Annotated in this window: 15 protein-coding genes; 13 read left to right on the top strand and 2 right to left on the bottom strand. The window is 57.1% G+C overall.

The annotated features are described in order from the left end of the window. Nucleotides 1–47: 47 nt before the first annotated feature. The 13 genes from KF712_03270 (at nucleotide 48) to KF712_03210 (ending at nucleotide 14,462) form a co-directional block, all read left to right on the top strand. Entirely contained in the window at nucleotides 48–1,277 is a 1,230-nt protein-coding gene (locus KF712_03270) for a tyrosine-type recombinase/integrase (protein ID MBX3739987.1), read from the top strand. Beyond that, nucleotides 1,274–2,677, top strand: a complete 1,404-nt coding sequence (locus KF712_03265) for a hypothetical protein (GenBank protein MBX3739986.1) — start codon at nucleotides 1,274–1,276, stop codon at nucleotides 2,675–2,677. Before KF712_03270 ends, KF712_03265 begins: the two co-directional genes overlap by 4 nt. Before the next feature lie 478 nt (nucleotides 2,678–3,155). Then, a complete protein-coding gene (locus KF712_03260; protein MBX3739985.1) occupies nucleotides 3,156–3,374 on the top strand; it encodes a helix-turn-helix domain-containing protein in 219 nt (72 codons plus the stop codon). Nucleotides 3,375–3,421: 47 nt separating this feature from the next. Next, complete coding sequence (locus tag KF712_03255; protein ID MBX3739984.1) at nucleotides 3,422–3,577, top strand: hypothetical protein; 156 nt, start codon at nucleotides 3,422–3,424, stop codon at nucleotides 3,575–3,577. Between the two features lie 101 nt (nucleotides 3,578–3,678). Beyond that, nucleotides 3,679–4,596 (top strand): hypothetical protein, encoded by a 918-nt coding sequence (locus KF712_03250; GenBank protein MBX3739983.1) that lies wholly within the window; start codon nucleotides 3,679–3,681, stop codon nucleotides 4,594–4,596. Next, nucleotides 4,593–6,092, top strand: coding sequence for a DUF3987 domain-containing protein (locus KF712_03245; protein ID MBX3739982.1), 1,500 nt, complete (start codon nucleotides 4,593–4,595; stop codon nucleotides 6,090–6,092). Before KF712_03250 ends, KF712_03245 begins: the two co-directional genes overlap by 4 nt. 123 nt (nucleotides 6,093–6,215) lie before the next feature. After that, nucleotides 6,216–7,613, top strand: coding sequence for a hypothetical protein (locus KF712_03240; protein MBX3739981.1), 1,398 nt, complete (start codon nucleotides 6,216–6,218; stop codon nucleotides 7,611–7,613). Further along, nucleotides 7,610–8,983, top strand: a complete 1,374-nt coding sequence (locus KF712_03235; protein ID MBX3739980.1) for a winged helix-turn-helix transcriptional regulator — start codon at nucleotides 7,610–7,612, stop codon at nucleotides 8,981–8,983. The genes KF712_03240 and KF712_03235 overlap by 4 nt, the downstream gene beginning before the upstream one ends. Further along, nucleotides 8,983–10,047 (top strand): antA/AntB antirepressor family protein, encoded by a 1,065-nt coding sequence (locus tag KF712_03230; protein ID MBX3739979.1) that lies wholly within the window; start codon nucleotides 8,983–8,985, stop codon nucleotides 10,045–10,047. The genes KF712_03235 and KF712_03230 overlap by 1 nt, the downstream gene beginning before the upstream one ends. 494 nt (nucleotides 10,048–10,541) lie before the next feature. Then, a complete protein-coding gene (locus tag KF712_03225) occupies nucleotides 10,542–12,191 on the top strand; it encodes a hypothetical protein (GenBank protein ID MBX3739978.1) in 1,650 nt (549 codons plus the stop codon). Nucleotides 12,192–12,193: 2 nt separating this feature from the next. Then, entirely contained in the window at nucleotides 12,194–12,886 is a 693-nt protein-coding gene (locus KF712_03220; protein ID MBX3739977.1) for a hypothetical protein, read from the top strand. Next, nucleotides 12,883–13,821: a hypothetical protein gene (locus tag KF712_03215; GenBank protein ID MBX3739976.1), complete on the top strand. Its 939-nt coding sequence runs from the start codon at nucleotides 12,883–12,885 to the stop codon at nucleotides 13,819–13,821. Before KF712_03220 ends, KF712_03215 begins: the two co-directional genes overlap by 4 nt. Continuing rightward, a complete protein-coding gene (locus KF712_03210) occupies nucleotides 13,818–14,462 on the top strand; it encodes a hypothetical protein (protein ID MBX3739975.1) in 645 nt (214 codons plus the stop codon). Before KF712_03215 ends, KF712_03210 begins: the two co-directional genes overlap by 4 nt. Before the next feature lie 169 nt (nucleotides 14,463–14,631). Here the strand turns inward: KF712_03210 and KF712_03205 are convergent, their stop codons facing one another. Beyond that, entirely contained in the window at nucleotides 14,632–15,207 is a 576-nt protein-coding gene (locus tag KF712_03205; GenBank protein MBX3739974.1) for a hypothetical protein, read from the bottom strand. Between the two features lie 256 nt (nucleotides 15,208–15,463). Then, a complete protein-coding gene (locus KF712_03200; GenBank protein MBX3739973.1) occupies nucleotides 15,464–17,422 on the bottom strand; it encodes an ADP-ribosylglycohydrolase family protein in 1,959 nt (652 codons plus the stop codon). Nucleotides 17,423–17,624: the final 202 nt, after the last annotated feature.

Genomic DNA, 17,624 nt, shown 5'->3' with positions numbered 1-17,624 from the left:
GACACATTTTACTTCATTTTTGTTCATTTGTGTCTACATTTCTGCCCATGGCGACCCTTTACAAGCGGCCAGGCAGTGACAGTTGGATCGCCAAGTTCAAGACGGCTGATGGAGTCAGGACGTCGAGAGATACTGGCTGTTCTTCAAAACGCGAGGCTCAACGGATCGCCGCAGGCTTTGAGATGGAAGAACGAGACGCGTCAAAAAAAGCGTCTTCCCTTCCACGAGCATTTTCCAGGATTATTGAAACGGCGGCAAAGGAAGCCGCCGCAGGGGAACTCACGCTGACGCGGGCTGAGGAACTTGTCCACAGGCTCCACAAGCTGGCCAATCCTGATTTCGATGAATCGACCTTGAAGGAGTTCTGGGAGAAGTGGATCGCGGAGCAGAAGCCCCATGTAGGAAGTTCCACGGCCAGAGGATATGAACAGGATCTCCATCTCTTTGAGGCGGTCCTGGGACCCTCAGCGATGAAAGCATCGGTGAAATCCCTCACCTCTGACCAGATTGACGCAGCCATCAGTAAGGCGAGAAAGAAAGGCGATCGCCGTGCCTCCACGATCAACAAGGCTCTGGCGAGCCTCCGAAGGGTCATGGAACATGCCGTCGCAATGGGAGTGGCCACTCACAACCCGGCGAAGCAATCTCGGTCCCTGCGCCAAGAGGACAGCATCGAACGCGCGCCGTTCACTGCCCAAGAAATCCGAGCGATGCTTGATCATCCAGAAACGACAGAAGAATGGCGCGGGGCAATCCTCATTGCTGCGCACACAGGACTCCGTCTCGGCGATCTTCTCAGTCTTTCGCGGAAGCATGTCGATGGCTCGCGGCTGGTGATCATGCCTTCGAAAACGTCCAGACAAAAAAAGGTCATCACTGTCCCCCTCACCCCTCCCTGTGTTTCTTGGCTCGGCGAGAAGAAAGGCGACTTCTTTCCCAAACTTAAGGCTCAGGCTACTGCGACCACCTCGATGCAATTCATCGCCATTATGAAACGGACGGGAGTTCCGCGGGAAATCGATCAGCCCGGTGGCCTGAAGGCATCGCGAAGCTTCCACGCCCTGCGTCATACTTTCGCCTCTTGGCTGGCCGAAGCTGACATCCATGCCGATGTTCGACAGAAACTCACCGGCCATTCATCGAGCAAGATTCACGCCCGATACAGCCATCATGACGAAGCACTCGATCGTGCCATCGCCGTTCTCCCCGATCTCACTCCATCCGCTAGGATTGACGAGGACCCGCTTGCGAAAGACGCTAAGGAAGGTTCCGCATGAATCCCGACGAAGAATTCGAGAAGTGGAAGGCCACCGCCCTTCGCCGCGAAATTCAGGCGGCAGAAGAACACAATGCTCATCGCAACATGACGGAGCAGCGGCTGGCCATCCCTGTCGATCTGGTTGTCGCGAACGAGCAATATGTTCGAGCTCTGGAGAAAGGCCAGGGGGACCCGAAGAAACTCTTCAAGAGATTCTTCGGTGTTGATCAGGATAAATTTGAATCAGCCCTTGCCGCCGAAGAAGCTGCCGAGAACAAGGACTCCGCTGCTTCCGATGGGATGCCGCTTCTTCAGAGGACGAACTCATACATGCTTAAGCTGGCCGCCTTGGGGAAGTTCGATTCACCGCCACCGGGACATCCCGCCGGCAAAATGATGTCGGCGAAGTTCGTCGAGAATAGGAAGAAGCTCCAGGAGCGGTATCGGGATGATTTGTTAGAGACGCGCTGGGAGCAGTTGTCGTCGAATCTCCGGAGGATCCGCTTGTTTCTCGGAGGTCTCGCCGATGATCTGCAGTCGACTGATCCTCGCAAAAGTTCCGATACGGAGAATCGCCTTCTTGATCCCTTCAAGAACATTGTGTTTGTCCTGGCAACAATGCCGCGTTCTCTCCGTCCGCAAGCGTTCTGCGAGCTGCTGCAGGGACGCAGTGAATTCGCTCGGATCCCAGTGATCAACGGGAAGGAGCTGCAAGTGAGAATCCCTCTTCACGTTCCCCTTTTCGAGCCATCGGGCTTACGATGGAAACCCGTCGTGTACGACCGTTCGTTATCAACGTGGGTTCCCGCCTCGGTGGACCTGTTAGAACTGAGTCGCCTCAAGCTTGAAGATCTAGCTCAGGCGAATCGTCCCCTCGCCACCCGCCTTATCCATATTGTGACCCACAGTGATGAGGAATCGGTTCTCGATGACTGGGTGGCAGCTTCCCTCACACCTTTCAAATCTATCGAAAACCCCAAAAACCGTATGACTTGGCAAGGTGTCGTGACGGAATCGATGCGGATTTTCGGAAGTCGCATCGAAAGCAGTAACGAACTGGCCGAAGTGCTTGGGTTGATGCGGATCGACAATGAGAGATTCAGCAAGTTCCTCGAGAGTGAAACGGACCGAATTTCGATATGGGATTCCGTTCCATCAGAAGATATTTCCATTGAAAAGCTCCAGCGGCTCTATTCGGCATTCAACCGCCGGACAGGAAAATTCAAAGAAACGGTCGAACCATGGATCGCCGATCCCAAGGATCTGGGCCTGCTGCTAAAGTTCATCCGCGGGGATTCCTGTTTTCGCAAGGTGAGCAGCCATCATCTTGTTCACCGTCTGGCGTTCCAAGCCGCCGTCGCAGAACGAGTAGAACGCACCAAGAAGCGTGAAGATAATTTTCTCAACTATTTGAAATAAAGTTTTTTGTAAAATTCTTCATGTCGTCCTGAAGATTCACGGAAGGTCGGCGACACAATTCTGATCGTAGCAGAGAGTCCCGCTCGGGGTGCATCGTTCGCTCGCCAATGCGAACCGAACGCTCACCTGAGAAAATCAGTAATTCCGGAGACTATCCGGCTTTTGTGGGATGGTGGCAGGCCGGTCCGCCTGCGTCCCCTACCCTGCTTCTGACAAAGCAGGAATCTGCCTCTTCTCATACCGTCAAGGCGGCGGAGCAATACCTTCACCTCCCCGTCAATGATGTGGACATGAGGTTCGCCGGATGCGCCTCGGCGATGTTCTCTGCTAGCCCATCCCTTTCCTTCACCCTGAGCGGCGTTGTTCACCCGAATACGGAGCACCACTGCTCCTCGTTGTCCGATGGTGAGCCGGGTTCCGTGACGAGCAGCGCCTAACAACAGCTTTTCCAACACAAGCCAACACCTTCATCAACCAAATGGCAGCAAGCACCAATCATGTTCCACTTCAGTGGCTCTCGATTCCTCAGGCTGCGCGATATACCGGCTTCACCACGCCGACCATTCGCGCAGCCATTTCAAATGGATTGCTGAAAGCCCGCCGGGTCCAACCCAGCGGTCCCGGCACGCGGGCGAGTGTCCGCATCAAACGCCATGATCTCGACGCCTGGATCGAAGGCGAATCCGGCGGGCAATGAATACCTACCGGATCTCTTTCCTGAACCCAACACCAACGAAGGCACAAATGCACCACTACCGTGTGACCACCGCCGCAGGATCCGAAGGGAAGACCCACCGTCTCCACCTCGGAACCATCCGCCCCACCCATCAGGACCGTGCTTCCCTCATCGGAACCGACCCCGACCACGTGAACAACTCCAACCACCACACCAACGCCTAAAAGTCCGGGCCGCCCCCATGCTGAGAACGACCCGGCGGTTTCTGACGACCTGCCAGAGTCTACCTTCTTCCGGAGCGGCACACAACCTCATAAGTGCCGAAATGTCCTTCACTCTTAACGACATCATCAATTCTCTCCCCCATCGTCCTTCGGCGGGCGGCGGGATTCACCCCTGGCTTTATCGGAGCGCCTGTCTGCTCCATCGCCGCGGCGGACCTGCTGGCAGGCTGTCCAATGAGGAAATCCATCTGGTTCTGAGGGTTGCGGTGGCCGGTTGCGGCCGTCCCGTTCCCGAAAAGGAAATCCGGGATGCGGTCCACAACAGCTCTCCGGACGAAATGGCCAAACGTCAGGTTGCCGGCGGATCTCCACGCATTTCCAAATGGCCGCTCCGTGACCCGTTGCTCCAGGCGAAAGCAATCGCCGAGTCGGCCATCCGGCAGATGGTCGATCTGGCGAAAGCCAGCCCGGAGCCCTGCCAACCTCCCCTCGCTGCCTCCGCTATCATTGGGACTCTCTTCGATGACAATCCCCTCATCTGCGCGGGGGATGATACGCGGGCCTGCAATACGATGCCGCGTCTCTGCTGGGGCACCAAGCTCGACGACCTTCCGTTGATCGTCCCCAGCGCCATGAGTGCTCCCTTGGGCAAACCTCAAGGGAAGGACTATTGGTCGCCGCGTACGCTGGAGAATACCGGGCCGCGTCTTTACCTCGTCACCGAGTTCGACCAAGGCACCTTCGATGAACAAGCAGCTCTGATCTGGCATCTCACCACCTGGGCTCCCTTGGTCATGGTGGTCCACTCCGGTGGGAAATCCCTCCATGCGTGGTGGTATTGCCGTGGGGTTCCGGAGGAAAAGCTCAGGGCCTTCATGCACTATGCCGTCTCCCTCGGTGCTGACCCGATTACGTGGACCCGTTGTCAGCTCGTCAGGATGCCGGGAGGACTTCGTGACGGAAGCCTTCGCCAGCGTGTCCTGTATTTCAACCCCGGAGCCGGAAGGGAGGAGGCATGAACAAGAGGACATACTTCGAGGACATTCCTCTGCCTTTTCCCACCCGCGTCGCGCCCACGCCTCCTGACATTGGTGATGAAGATGAAGAGAAGAACATCGCCTTCCCGGTGGAGGCTCTTCCGCCTGTCGCCCGGGCTATGACTGCGGAGATCGCCAGGGTCTCCACCTCGGGCAATGTGCCGCTGGCCGCTCTCTGTGTCATCGGGATCGGCTCGGCTGCTTTGGGAGGAGGAATCGCGCTTTCTTCGGGAGGGGGACGACAGACGAAGGGGAATCTCTACATCTTGGGCATCGCTGAATCGGGGGCGGGCAAGGGCGAATCGTTCAACCTCGCGGCGGCTCCGTTCTACGCAGCCGGAGGTGAAGCCTTGCGCCGGTTTGAGGAGGATACAAGACGTCCGCTCGATGCGGAACTCCAACTTCTCGAACGAGAGGCGAAATCCTTGGCTCAGAAAGCAGCCAACAAGGAAGGAGAGGAAGCCGGCAAACTTCGTCAGGAGTTCCAGATCCTCCAAACCCGCATCAACGACATCAAGGCAAGGCTGGCCGCTGCCCCGAAGTACTCGGTGGCGGATGCCACCAAGGAGGCCTTGGGCATCGCGATGCTCCATCAGCCTCACAACGCCATCGCCTCATTGTCCAGCGAAGCCAGGGGGATATTCTCCATCGTCAAAGGGCGCTACGGCAAAGAAGGAGGAGACGAGGATTTCTACTGTTCCGCTTACTCCGGCGATACCCTCATCGTCGATCGGGTGAACCGCGACCGGGTGCATCTTCAGCATCCGTGCCTCACTCTGCTCTGGCTCGTCCAACCGGGTGCAGCCCAAGAAGCCCTTGGCGACGAGAAGCTGCGGGACTCGGGATTTCTCGCCCGCTGTCTCATCGTCGATGTGAAGGCGGAGCCCCGGCTCCGTGACGCACCGCCGGTTCCCATCTCAACTGCGATCAACCAGGCTTGGACGAAAACCATCACCGGACTCCTGACGGCCTACCGTAACAATCAGGGGGATGCCTTTTGCGTCCAGCCTGACGATGGAGCCGTCCAAGTTCTCCATTCCTATGAACAGGAGAACATTCGACGGAGGACCCGAGAGGGAGACCTTTCCGACATGGCTCCCTCCGTCGCTCGTTGGGGGGAAAATGCCTACCGGCTGGCACTGGTGTTCCATGCGCTGGAGCATGGTTCCGAGGCCCACGCCCGGATGCTGAGTTCGTCCACGGCGGAATCCGCTGTCATCGCCATGCGCTGGTTCAGCGAACGCCAACTCGAAGCCCTTGCCGTTACCCGCACCGCCCACAACCACAAGAGACTTCTGTCACTTCTGGCAGTTTTGGCACAGCACGGAGGAAAAATCACACTTCGCAATCTGGGCCGCTCCCACGGGTTCGACGAAGACGAAATCCGCCGGCTCCACCAGCTTTACCCTTCACGATTCACGATCACGGAGGAGAAGCCACCGACGGGCAGGCCGTCCGTGGTTGTGACCCTCACCTGACTCGAAGATGTGAAGAAACCTTACCCACCTACCTAACTACAAATGCACCATTTCGTACATCCCCAAGGACAAAACTGCCAAAACCGACAAAACACGACGCCCTCCACTCCCCCCGTTCTCGAATTGATCGGTCTTCCCCAATGGGCCAAGATCATGGGGGCTGACCCCGCCAATGTCCTTGTCACCGCCGCGACGATCTTCTCCGGGGTTGCCTCACCGTTCGCCTACCTGAAGCTCCCGTGGGGATTCGTCCCCCTGCCGAAATGCCACCTCGTCGTCCCGCACAACCAAGGCAACCTCCCCTTCGTCCTCGATCACCTCCTCAGCCCGGCTTTCCGAGCCAACCGCCAGATCCTGGCGAACATGGCCGGCATCAATCCTGCCGCCTTGAACCACCTGATGTACGGCTCCTTCGCGGGAGATCCCGGCAAGATCAACTCACGCGGCGAGATCGAGGGATACGTCCTCAAGGCACTCAGGGAGGGTGCTGCCTTCGATCCCCAAGGCTCTCGTGTGGCAGGCGGTGAAAGCGACCTGATCCCATATCCCAAGCTCTGCCGGCTGGAAGCGATCACCCACCCGGCGATCCTGCTGACCTCCCCGCCATCCGCTCGGTTGGAAAAACTGCTCCACGGCTGCCACCGGGGCCACGCGCTCGCCATTGGCATTCCTCTCGGCTCCCTCGCGTCCGCCAGCAAGCCGGCGAAAGAGGTGGCGAATCTCCTCACCTTCATGCGTGGCACCGAGATCGAAGTCCCGCAGCCGGTTCACCCTGTCGGCATCGAGCCTCACCGGACTGCCGGCGTTCAGGCCGTCTTCAGGGAAGATCCGAATCTCCTTCGCCAGTTGCAGCCGCCGTTGGAACCCGTCTTGAACGAGACGCTTCTCCTGACGAACACCCTTCCGGAATTCGCCGTGTCCGAGGAGAGCACCAACTTCTCGACCCTGTATTCGACGGCCATCTCCCGGGCGATCATCCTCCGTCGCAACTCGGTCCCGATGGAGGCATCATTCAGCACTCCGGCGCACGCCTGCAGGTTCCAGAAGCGCTTTCTCGACCACCAGGCCGCCTGCGATGCCAGCGACGTCACCATCGGCTCGTCGGTCCGTAACCTTCCCCTGACGCTGGCATGGTTCCTCCTGACGCTCAGGGGGCACATGCACGGACGCGCTCTCCCGACCGACGATGCCATCATCGAAGCGGTGTTCGCCTCCTCCTCCGCTCTGCTGGAACGCCACTGTCGGGCGATGACCGACCTTCGCCATGCCGCCGAGCGTGACGAACTCCTGAAGCGGGTGAAGGCCATCGTCCGCAAGGTCGCCGAAAAACAACTCGTCACTGAAAGCCAGCTCGCCCGGTCCTTCAATGACCAGCGCATCGGACTCTACCGCCCGCTGGTCCAACTGCTGATCGAAGAGAAAGTCCTTTCCATCACCGCAGAAGGAACGCTCCGCATCGGTTCCCGCAGCCTCGACGACGCCCTCCCGAAACTTCTCCTCACCTCCATCGAAACACCATGACCCATCCCTCCACGCCTAATTTCAACCAGCTCGTCGCCGGGTGCCGCAATGTCGCGCACATGACCGGCATTCCGGCTGAGTGGATCGTCGCCCACGGACTTCTGTTCGGCACGGCTCTCGTCGGTGGAAAGGTTTGCTACCGGAAAGCCCGTGGCCTATCGCCTCATATCATCGGCTCGCCAGTCACCGTTCTCAGCGACGATGAACACTGTCCCGGTTGGTTCAAGACATCGACCTCACGGTTCCAAGCCCTCCAGGAGACCGTTCACAACAAGGTAAGTTCTTTCATCAGCAACGCTCCCTCACCGGCCATGATGAAGCGAGCACGCACCCTGATGAAGCAATGCGCCGCGGTTCGGGACATCCTTCCGGATCCCGTGCTAGCCGCAGCCGAATCTACCTGTCCGCGGGTGATACCCGACAACTTCACCTTCATCCACGATCTCCTAGACGGAACCGATATTCACGACCCCGGCTATCGCTCATTTGGCCCGGACATTCTGGCCCTCGCTCCCGGCGATGAATGCTACAGGAGATTTTTCGCCAATATCGGCGAGACGCCCTCCATCCTCACCTCGACCGCCACGGAGCCGCCCCATACACGCGTCACCCTCCACGGCTGGGGGAACAGGCTGCGTCTCCGCCGGGTGTTCAGACAGACCGGAATGGATGCCCTCCCCCCGCTAGGACTGCTCCTCGAATTTCCTCCGAACAGTCCGCCCCCCTTCGCGACTGAAACATCGCTCACGCCATACACCGAATTCTTCGAGGCGGTGTTCGCAGCACGGTTGGGGCCGAATATCACCTTTCTGCCCGGTCCAGAGCTCGTGGCCGTCCTCGACAAAGCCGTCACTGAACAGGCCCAACGTGCGGCCATCACCGGCCTCCCTCCGGCATCAGCCAACCCGATCCCGGCTCTCCCATGGAACCTGTCCACCGCGCTCTGGCTGATTGAGCGCCAAGGAGGGGAACCCCGCCCCGAGAACAACCCCGAGCTGGTGGCCCGCGCCTGCACGCTCGCCACGCACATTCACGCCAACCACCTCGCCACTCTGCACCGGATTTTTCCTCCCGGAGAGGACCTCACACCCGATCCGACCAATGCCGCGATCATCGACAAGCTCTCAGTATCGCCACTGCATCTGCGGGAGCTGACCCGGAAATTCCACCGGATCAGCGCCGGGGAACTGCTCCAGCGCCTGTCATTCCTCACCGAAGCCGGCCTGACCCGGCAAATGGACGACGGGAGGTGGATTGTACCCGCTCCTTGGACCGAAGTTGCCGGGGAATCTCCATCACCGGTGTCAGCAGAAGCCTCAACAGCCTCAGAATCTTCCGATCCTCCGTCCATTCCTACTGCAACCGCCTGATGTTGCCATTTGGCGACATCAACCAACTTCAATTCCCATCACCTGCCACAAACGCCACCATGCAACCCGAATATACCAACCACATCACCACTGCCAGTCACCCCCGCTTCGGCCCGCTCCGTCTCATCCACCTCGACGGCGAGCCGTGGCTCTGCCTGATCGACATCAACCGGATTCTCGAATCCACCGAATCCGCATGGGGCGAGACGTTGCTGTCCAACCGCCAGGTCCAACATGCCTCGGGAATTACGTTCGTCCGCCTCTCGCTGCCCGTCGAACGCCTTGTTGCACCCCGCGACGAACTTCTGGACTGGCTGGCCTCGATCCTCACCAGCGGGTGGACCGGCCACTCTCCCGCATGTGAACATGCCGATCCTGGCATAAAACGCGGTCCTCGCATGAAGCTTGTTTCCAGTCTGACGGTGGACGCCTCCTCCATCTACGCCTTCACCGACCGCCCCATGGCGTACGCGGACTGGCTTCTGGACAGGGAGACCCAGTTCCGCACGGCTCTTCCCGACAAAACCGCTTGGGCTTCCCATTTTTCGATCGGGCGCCTCCCCATCATCACAGCGGCCGTCGAGATAGATTCCCTCGGTCAATCTGAGCTGAGCTGGCTCGCCAGAATCGTCCTCGATGAAGCACTGCACGGGTGGCACACACAGGACTCGCTGGACCGCGCCTTGACCCTGTGCACCAAGCTCCAGTCCGATCCTTCCGACCAGATGGATGCCCGGGCACTTCATGCCTTCCTTGGAATACCCGCCTCCTTCCCGGTCTGGTTCAATAAGCAGGTTTACCGGGATGAGCTTGTCCACGGACAGGACTACTTCACCTCTAATGTCAGTAGGTTTCTCCCGATCCACGAGGAAGACGCCACCTTCGATGTCGGGCCGCGGTTCTCAGTCGCAACCGCCATGAGCCTGATGATGCGACTCCCGACACTCCGCGGAACCAGCATCCGTCATCACTTCATCAGGATTTCAAAGGTGGTGGAAGAACGCTTAGGAATACTCAACCCGATCGAAAAGGTACAGGGAAAGGTCTTCACCGGTCTGGAGTGAGAGTTCATGGACCTTCCGGATGGTACTCTCGCAAAGGGGAAAGGGTTGACTTTGACAATCAACTCTTTGCCCCAGAGGTTACCTCCACCCAATTCAGGATTCCCCGAAGCGGAGCATCTTTCGCATGTGTGACACGCGTGTCGAGTTTGGCGAAAAGCCGCCAGCGCAGATGCAGCCTGACAGCATTCTGTCTGCTTGAAGTAGTCCTTCCCGTGAAGCAGTTCCTGCCGGTAGATGCTTTCGTTGAATCAGGATCGGGAAGCAGAAAGGCGGAATTTGAGAATCGACCACTCCTGTTTCTTCAGATTGGAATGTGCCACATGTGAAGCATCACAGCCTATTCTTGCCGTATCTTCTAGCTCCTCCACCGTATGCTGGGGAACCGGCCGCGTGGAGTCCCCTTGAACACCAGACTCCCTTCCACCTCAAAAACCGCGACACCGACTACGCCACGGACTAGCGGAACTGGATGCATTGCAGCCACCTCAGCACCCATGAACCTCCAACTTCTCCATCAAAAACTCAAGACCTACAGTGAGGGTGAACTCGCCAAACTCCATGACCAGCTTATCGGAATCTGCACCAAAGGACGCCTTGAGAGCCATTCCGAGATCAGCCGACGTCTCTCGATCATCGAGACCACCGACAGCGCCAGAGGTTCGCTCATCCAGCCTCTGCTCGGCAAAACCGGCGTCCTCGACACCAAGTGGATTCCGGCCAATTCGGCGGATCGCCTTTACCTCAACACCGTCCTCTACTTTGAGTCGGACCCGAAGGCTTCTAATCCGAAGTTCTCCGTCATCCCCATGGGACAAAGCCGAAAATCTATCACTGAAGAGGAAGCACTAGCCCACGTCCGCCAGGCATCCCGAAGCAACCTCGCCCACATTCATGTGGTTGCTGACTTCGAGAAACTCCCAGCCGGGTGGACTCTTGTTTGCCACCCCCAAACGGCACCGGGCAATGGCATTTTAGATCTCGTTTCCTCGTGGGATCCGGCAACTTTCTGGCTGCTAGTCTGCCGAGACCAGTCCGCTGGCACCCAGATTCTAGCCCCATTCGAGAATCATCCGAAGCTTCCCACGCCACTGCTCGTCCACTTGTCCGATCCTGTGGGGCCGCCGTTGCCGGATGCGATTCCGGATTTCATCTGCCATGTTCCGTTTGTGGAAGCCGCGAACGAAGTGATCGACCGAATCCAAACCCTTCTTGAACGCTTGCGACGGATTGCCAAGCCCGGCAAAGAGGAGCTGATCTACTCGATCCTCCAGTGTCACCAAAACGCCACCGAAATCCAGGAACAGGCCAAAGAACGCAAGAATCAACAAACAAATCATGAACTCGCTCTCGAACAGGCGGCGACCGACTGGCGGCTCTTGTTTATCAACGAACGACGGGAAGCCATCCGGGACATCCAGTTGGAGTCAGTCGCCCACATGATGACAAAGTTCAAGCTACTCACCCGCAACGCACGCGAGGCACGTGTCGCCATCTACGCCCAAGATCAGCTCTACCCCCGGCTTCGGAACCTGATCGGGAAGTTCATCCTCAATTTGAGAACGACCTCCCGGATGCAAATCACAAATACCGGCAATCATGAAAGTCCGGTCGCAATGTGGACCAACTTTGAAAATGCGGCAATGACCAAGTCCGGAATTCTACATGCGCTCCCCAGTATCGGTCTGCTACTGCCAGTTTCGCTGGTGAGTGTCTCTGAAGTTCAAGGCCGGACTCAGAAGCTCCTGACAGAACCAAAAGAATACGGAGATAGCAGAGGCTGGTTGACAGGCATGCGGAACAAGGCGCTCGAGCCCATCTCAGACCGGTTAGACCAAACCAACGAGCATCTATCCGACACCAACGAGCTTATGGCCGATCTTATTGATTTTCTTGTAACGTCTACCGCAGGAATAGCGATTGGAACCGCTGTCGCCGGCGCTGCTGCAAGCTTTGTCATCGCCAAGGGTGCGATCGTGCTCAGGCAAGCCGAGCAGATGATTCTGGACCTCATCGACGAAACGGAACAATCCTGGCCACTGGTCGAGGAAAACCTCCGGGCCTTGTTATTTGCCGTTAACGACGACTTGGATGATCAAATCGTGCGGAAAGCCAACTGCGTAGTTCAACGTCTCGAGTCAATCTAGTCATGCAACACCTTTTCCGGAGAACAAAACTAAAGGAAGCGGAATTGGCGATCCATCTTGCCGGATCCCTCGCCCGCCGCTGTGCGCACCTGACGCTCCCCATCCTTCAGGAGCATGATCCACAGGGCTTGGGTCCGCTCACCAGCAGCCGCCTGCATTTGATCAACTCGGTTGACAACCTCACAGCCAATCTCAGGACCGGGGTGATCCTCAACCTGCCATCAGGTCAAGCCATCCTCCCCCTCCTGGAGCACACGTTCCCGGAAGAAGCCACCCCGATTTCACGTAACAGCCGATCACACCGTCTCGCCGTCTGGGATCTTGAATCCGCACCGGTTGACCCGAATGCGGTTGTGACGTTTATGGCCGCAGCACGAGGGGAAGCCTCCCCGTATCTTGCCATTCTAATCGGAGTCGCGGAGGAGGTAACGACGTCACCGGTGCTTGACTTACTCCATGAACATTTCGGAAATCGGGTTCCGTTGTTTGAGCTCTACGGTGATTCCGTGATACTCCATTTGTCCGAAAGACACCGTTTGCCTCTAAGCAGACATTCCGTTGCAGCCGTGTTGGCGATCTTAGCTTGTTTCCCTGCATTTCAAGACCTCGTATCAGCAGTGAAACCAGTGGAACCGGATGAAGCCGACATCCTGATTGAAATATTCGGCGAAATCTTCGCGCCTCCCCCGTCATGAGCATATTACCCAAAGGCACCCAAGGTTTTCTTATCGGGAGATCCCTCCCCAAATATGAACCGGACTTTCGTCCAAGCTGGCTATGGACGAGCCGCGGAGGCAGGACAATCGTGGCCACAGGTAAAATGCTTTTTCCATTCTGGCCGACGGCCAGCAATCATATCGTTTGTGGAAACACCCGCGTCGGAAAGAGCACCTTGATCTATGAGGGACTCACCGAACTCGCTGGTGCGGGCATCTATAATCCGGGCGACCTGCTACAACTTTCCAAACCCCTCAAGACTGAAAATCCTTCTCGCTTCACACTCGAACGCGAAGGCCTGATTGAAAATGTGGACTCTTGGATAGACATCAAAGGGGAGGATTTCACCGAGTCATTCTCCCCCGGCCCGCAGGCGGAGAAGAGGAACCCATTGTTCGAGGCATTCCTCAAGCAAGTTAATTCCATCGTCATGATCGTATCCGCTCAGCAGTTGATCGACGTTTATCGTCGGCGGGACAAACCCACAAAAGGAGATTCTAATCTGATTAGCGGCTTCGTTCAGCGGATCAACAACTTGCATCCAACAGCAGTTAGGTCATTCACGCGCAAGGGTTACCGATGGTATCTCGTGGTCAATCAATGTGCGGATGTGTTGGGTAACGGAACCAACAAACACGGCGAACTCGTCAAGGCCATCCGTCATTTCTCGGATAGGACCGGATTTCACACGGTGACCCGCACGGCAATTCTCTGCGACTGCAAGCCCGCTGACGCTGCATCGAGTGGAATCAAACTGGCACGAATCTTGGTCGGCCCTAGAGGAGGTATCTACCTCACAAGGGGAGGGAAGCCGAAAGTGTGCTCCGCCGGGGTTATTCTCGGGATCATACTCGGTCGCATCCGCTTTCGTGCAAACGATCAACAATTTATCATTCCATTGAAGGCATCATGAACCAATCACCTGACTGGATCACCGGTGGCGATCCCATCCGGACACATTGGCTGGCCGAAAATGAACTTCTCCATGGCAATGAACTCCGCTGGCATCGACTCGGAGAAATCACCGATGGGCCCGACTCGATTGCATTCGAAGCCGGAACGGCTGCAAACGGAACAACTTTAGCTTTACGAGCTCACGCAAGAATCAGCTCGACCGCACGCATGCTCTACGCTGAGGCAGGTTGGTGCGCAGACATCAATTCGCCACTTGAGATTCCATTACTTTCCCCATCAAAGTGGCAGGAAGACTGGTTATCCTTCCTTCATGGTGAACTCACCCTCCAGTCACTGGCCGGGGCACTCGGTCGGGCAGCAGAAACAACCGGAGGTTGCTTAAAATTCACACCAACATCGCCTAAAGCGCGCGTGTCTCCCTTTCCGAAAGTTCCTGTTTTATACATTGCCCTTGTGTCCGCAACACTCGGATTCTTTCTGGGAAGGTTCACAAGTGACAAACCTTCTAAAGCGGCTAATCCGACGAGCACCATTTCCCGGAGCGAACAGAAATCGGAAGCATCACCAAAAACTTATGAACCACCGAGCTCGCCCGCTACGCGGCCACCAAATCCACAGAGCTCACACCCGATTCCCTGATACCGACCGCAAACAGTGAGTTCGCAGACATCAAGCCTGATGGCAACGAGGAGATCGGCTCCATCCTTCCAGACCATTTTCTGAAGCTGAAATTGTGTGCGGTTGTGTGAAAAATGATACCATCGGTCTTACGATCTTGCTTGAGCAGCAATTTCTAAAATTTCAGTCGCTACGTTTTCCCCCAGCACACCAGTCCGAATCGCCTCGGACTGGCTAGTTTCGAGTATTCGGCGAAAGAATACTCACGCCGCGCGAGGTAGGGTAGGCCGTTGGCAGCGATAAAGACCCGATTGGGCTTAGTTCCGTAGCCATAGATCACCACCCAGTGATCAATGTGCGGGTCATCGGTATGGACGCAGGTAATGATCGGAAATCCATTATCGATTTGCTTCCGAATTCCGCTGAAATCCAGGTCCTCGCGAATCGAAACGCCGATACGAAAATTCCGTAGGGCATTGACGACCTTACGCGCGGAGGCTCCATACTTCTGAGTCGGCCTGACGGCTTTGAAAAAGCGGTCGATATTCGCTTCGGGACGGAAAGTATGAAGCACCATCAGACCTGCCACGAACCCACAGGTGTAGGACTCAATCTGACGATACCCCGTTATATCCAAGGTTACGACATCATCAGAAATAGGGTGCCCCAATCGGTCACGGAGCACGCAGATGCCTGTACGTTCGGCGAAACTGTCGCAAATGCCCGTGCAGGTCTCGGTGATCTTTCTTCTAACTGAGATTTTCATAGGTGATTATCTATCTGGTAGAAAAATGTCTGGTAGATCTACGATAGTTTGACGTTCTTGGACGAGGGAAAAGTAGCAACGTCTCATATCGATCTTGGGCTCGGCGTGGGGATAAGATCCCATGAAATACTTCCATCCTTTTCTTGGTTCGGAGCGCGCATCGGAAAACTGTTTGCTTGCCCGTGAGAGTCGCGGCGACCGAGGGCGGCGCGAATATCCGCTCTCCGACTTTTCCCCACTTCGCTTGAATTGCTTCTCAAAATCCCGGGTATTTTTCCCAAATCCTGCGGCTCCATTCTTCGTCCGGCGTGTACGGCCCTATCCTCCAATTCGGACAATCGTAAAGATCGTCCGCCAATTCAGAGATCACACCACGAAGTTCCAGCGGTTCCAGCCATTCGGAGGGGATCGCTTTCACTCCGTGCATCGCCCCCAGCAGGTTGCCTACGATCGCTCCAGTCGAATCCGAATCACCGTCGTGGTTGACCGCCAACATGACCCCTTCCTTGTAACTCCGAGCCACCAGCGCGCAATAGATCGAGATCCCCAACGCCTGTTCAGCGATCCATCCTTTGCCCAAGCGAGCGATCGCCAGATCATGCGGCATTCCTGAACTGGCGGTGTTCTCCGCCAACTCGATCGCATGAAATGTCTCCTGATAGCCGTCCTTCCCGCGTAGAATGTCCTTGGCCGCGGCAATCGCCTCGAGCAGTGGCACGTCTTCGACAAGGGCCAGAATCAGAACCGCCAGAACTCCACCGGTCAGCGAACCTGTCGGGTGTCCGTGGGTCAACCTCGCCAGCTCCGTACCGATCTCGAACGCCTCCTCCGGCGACGTATCTTCGCCCGCCCGCGAGACGAGCAACCCGACCGGTGCCATTCTCATAACCCCTCCGCAGCCCTTACTGTTGTTCATCGCCGGATCCCCGAGCCCGCTCATCTCCCGCAATGCCAAAAGACAGGTGTTGCCCGGAGCCCTACGGCTGTGCAGTTCCGGTTGTTGGAACAACCAGCCTGTCTCGTCCTTGGCAAAGTCGAACTGGATCTTCGGTCGCTCGCCCTGCGTTTCCAGCCATCGCAGATAGGCATGTGCGGTGACGCAAGCGAAGGACGTGATGCCCTTATTCTTGAGTCGGACCAAGCTGCGGATGAGCCCTTCCGCGGTGAAAAGCGTCATCTGGGTGTCATCCGTGATCCTTCCCAACCCGCCGTAAACCGGAGCATAACCGGTGATGCCTGCCGAACCGAACTCCTGGAGAATCTCGCTTCGCTTCATAAACTCTACCGGGGCGCCCAACGCATCACCGACAGCGCCTCCTAGGAGGCACCCATGAAAACGTCCCCGGAGCGTCCGCTCAATCTGGCGTTTCCTCTTCCATCTCCGCGGCCTAGACGGATCGGTCGTCCGGGAGGTTGTAGCGGATACTTCGTTCGAAATCGGATCCGGATCCGCTTCGGACTCCTCAACTCCCGACAAACCTACCCCGTCCTCCGGCTCGTCCTGAGAAACCGATTCCAAGACCTCCTTCTCCTTCATCCGTTCATGAACTTTCAATTCCGCCGCCACCCTCGCCGCGGGCCGCGCGACAAAATTCCTTTTCAAGATCCATTCCGGTGAATCCGTTCCATCACTGGAGACCCCTGACCCATCGCTCCAATAGGAGAGGTGGGCGAATCCTTGATCGAACGCATAGAAATTCCCCGTGCCCGCAGAACAATCGAGAGCGTATTCCCAATTGTTATCCCTCATGCACACCCCGCCTTCCGGTTGCGGCACCCGCGAGAGTTCAGTCAAATAGCGGGCGCTCTTCGCATCGAGCGGCCGGAAAACCGACACCCGCAACCGCCCCTCCGGCAACGGTTCGATCGCCGCGATCAGATGATCTCTCCGTTGGATGGTCACGATCCTCCCTCCAAGATCGACAGGGCCGATCTCGATCCACCATCCTTCCCCGGACACCGCGAGGGTTTCCCGGTTGTCGTCGTCTGCGATCAGCTCCGCCAACCTCTCCATCGCCGGCTCCATCGCCATCCAGTCCGCGCCACTCTCATCGCTCCGCTGCTGCAATCCATGTAACATCGCTGCAAAAGGCAGACCCCCGCCACTCTCCAACGCGTAATCCAACGCGTCGGCAGCCACCGGATAGGGAATATCCGGCAAGCGGAAGCGTTCAATAGTTTCGGCTTTGAGAGTAAGGTCTGTGAAATTTCGCATTTAATCCCCGACCGGGGTCCCCAAACCTGAATTGGAATCAAAGGAGAGTCTACAACGATGAAATTACTGCGGATAACTCCGTTACAACCTGATCGAAAGCACCCGTCGTCCTGAATACGAGCTATATGCCTCCCTACGGGACATCCTCGAACGAGGCCCGGCGATGAAGTCTTCCGAGGTCAGTCAAATGCTAATGTCAGTT

It is taken from the genome of Akkermansiaceae bacterium (assembly GCA_019634595.1).
Taxonomy (GTDB): Bacteria; Verrucomicrobiota; Verrucomicrobiia; order Verrucomicrobiales; family Akkermansiaceae; genus Luteolibacter.
This window is presented reverse-complemented; position numbering and strand designations above follow the sequence as displayed.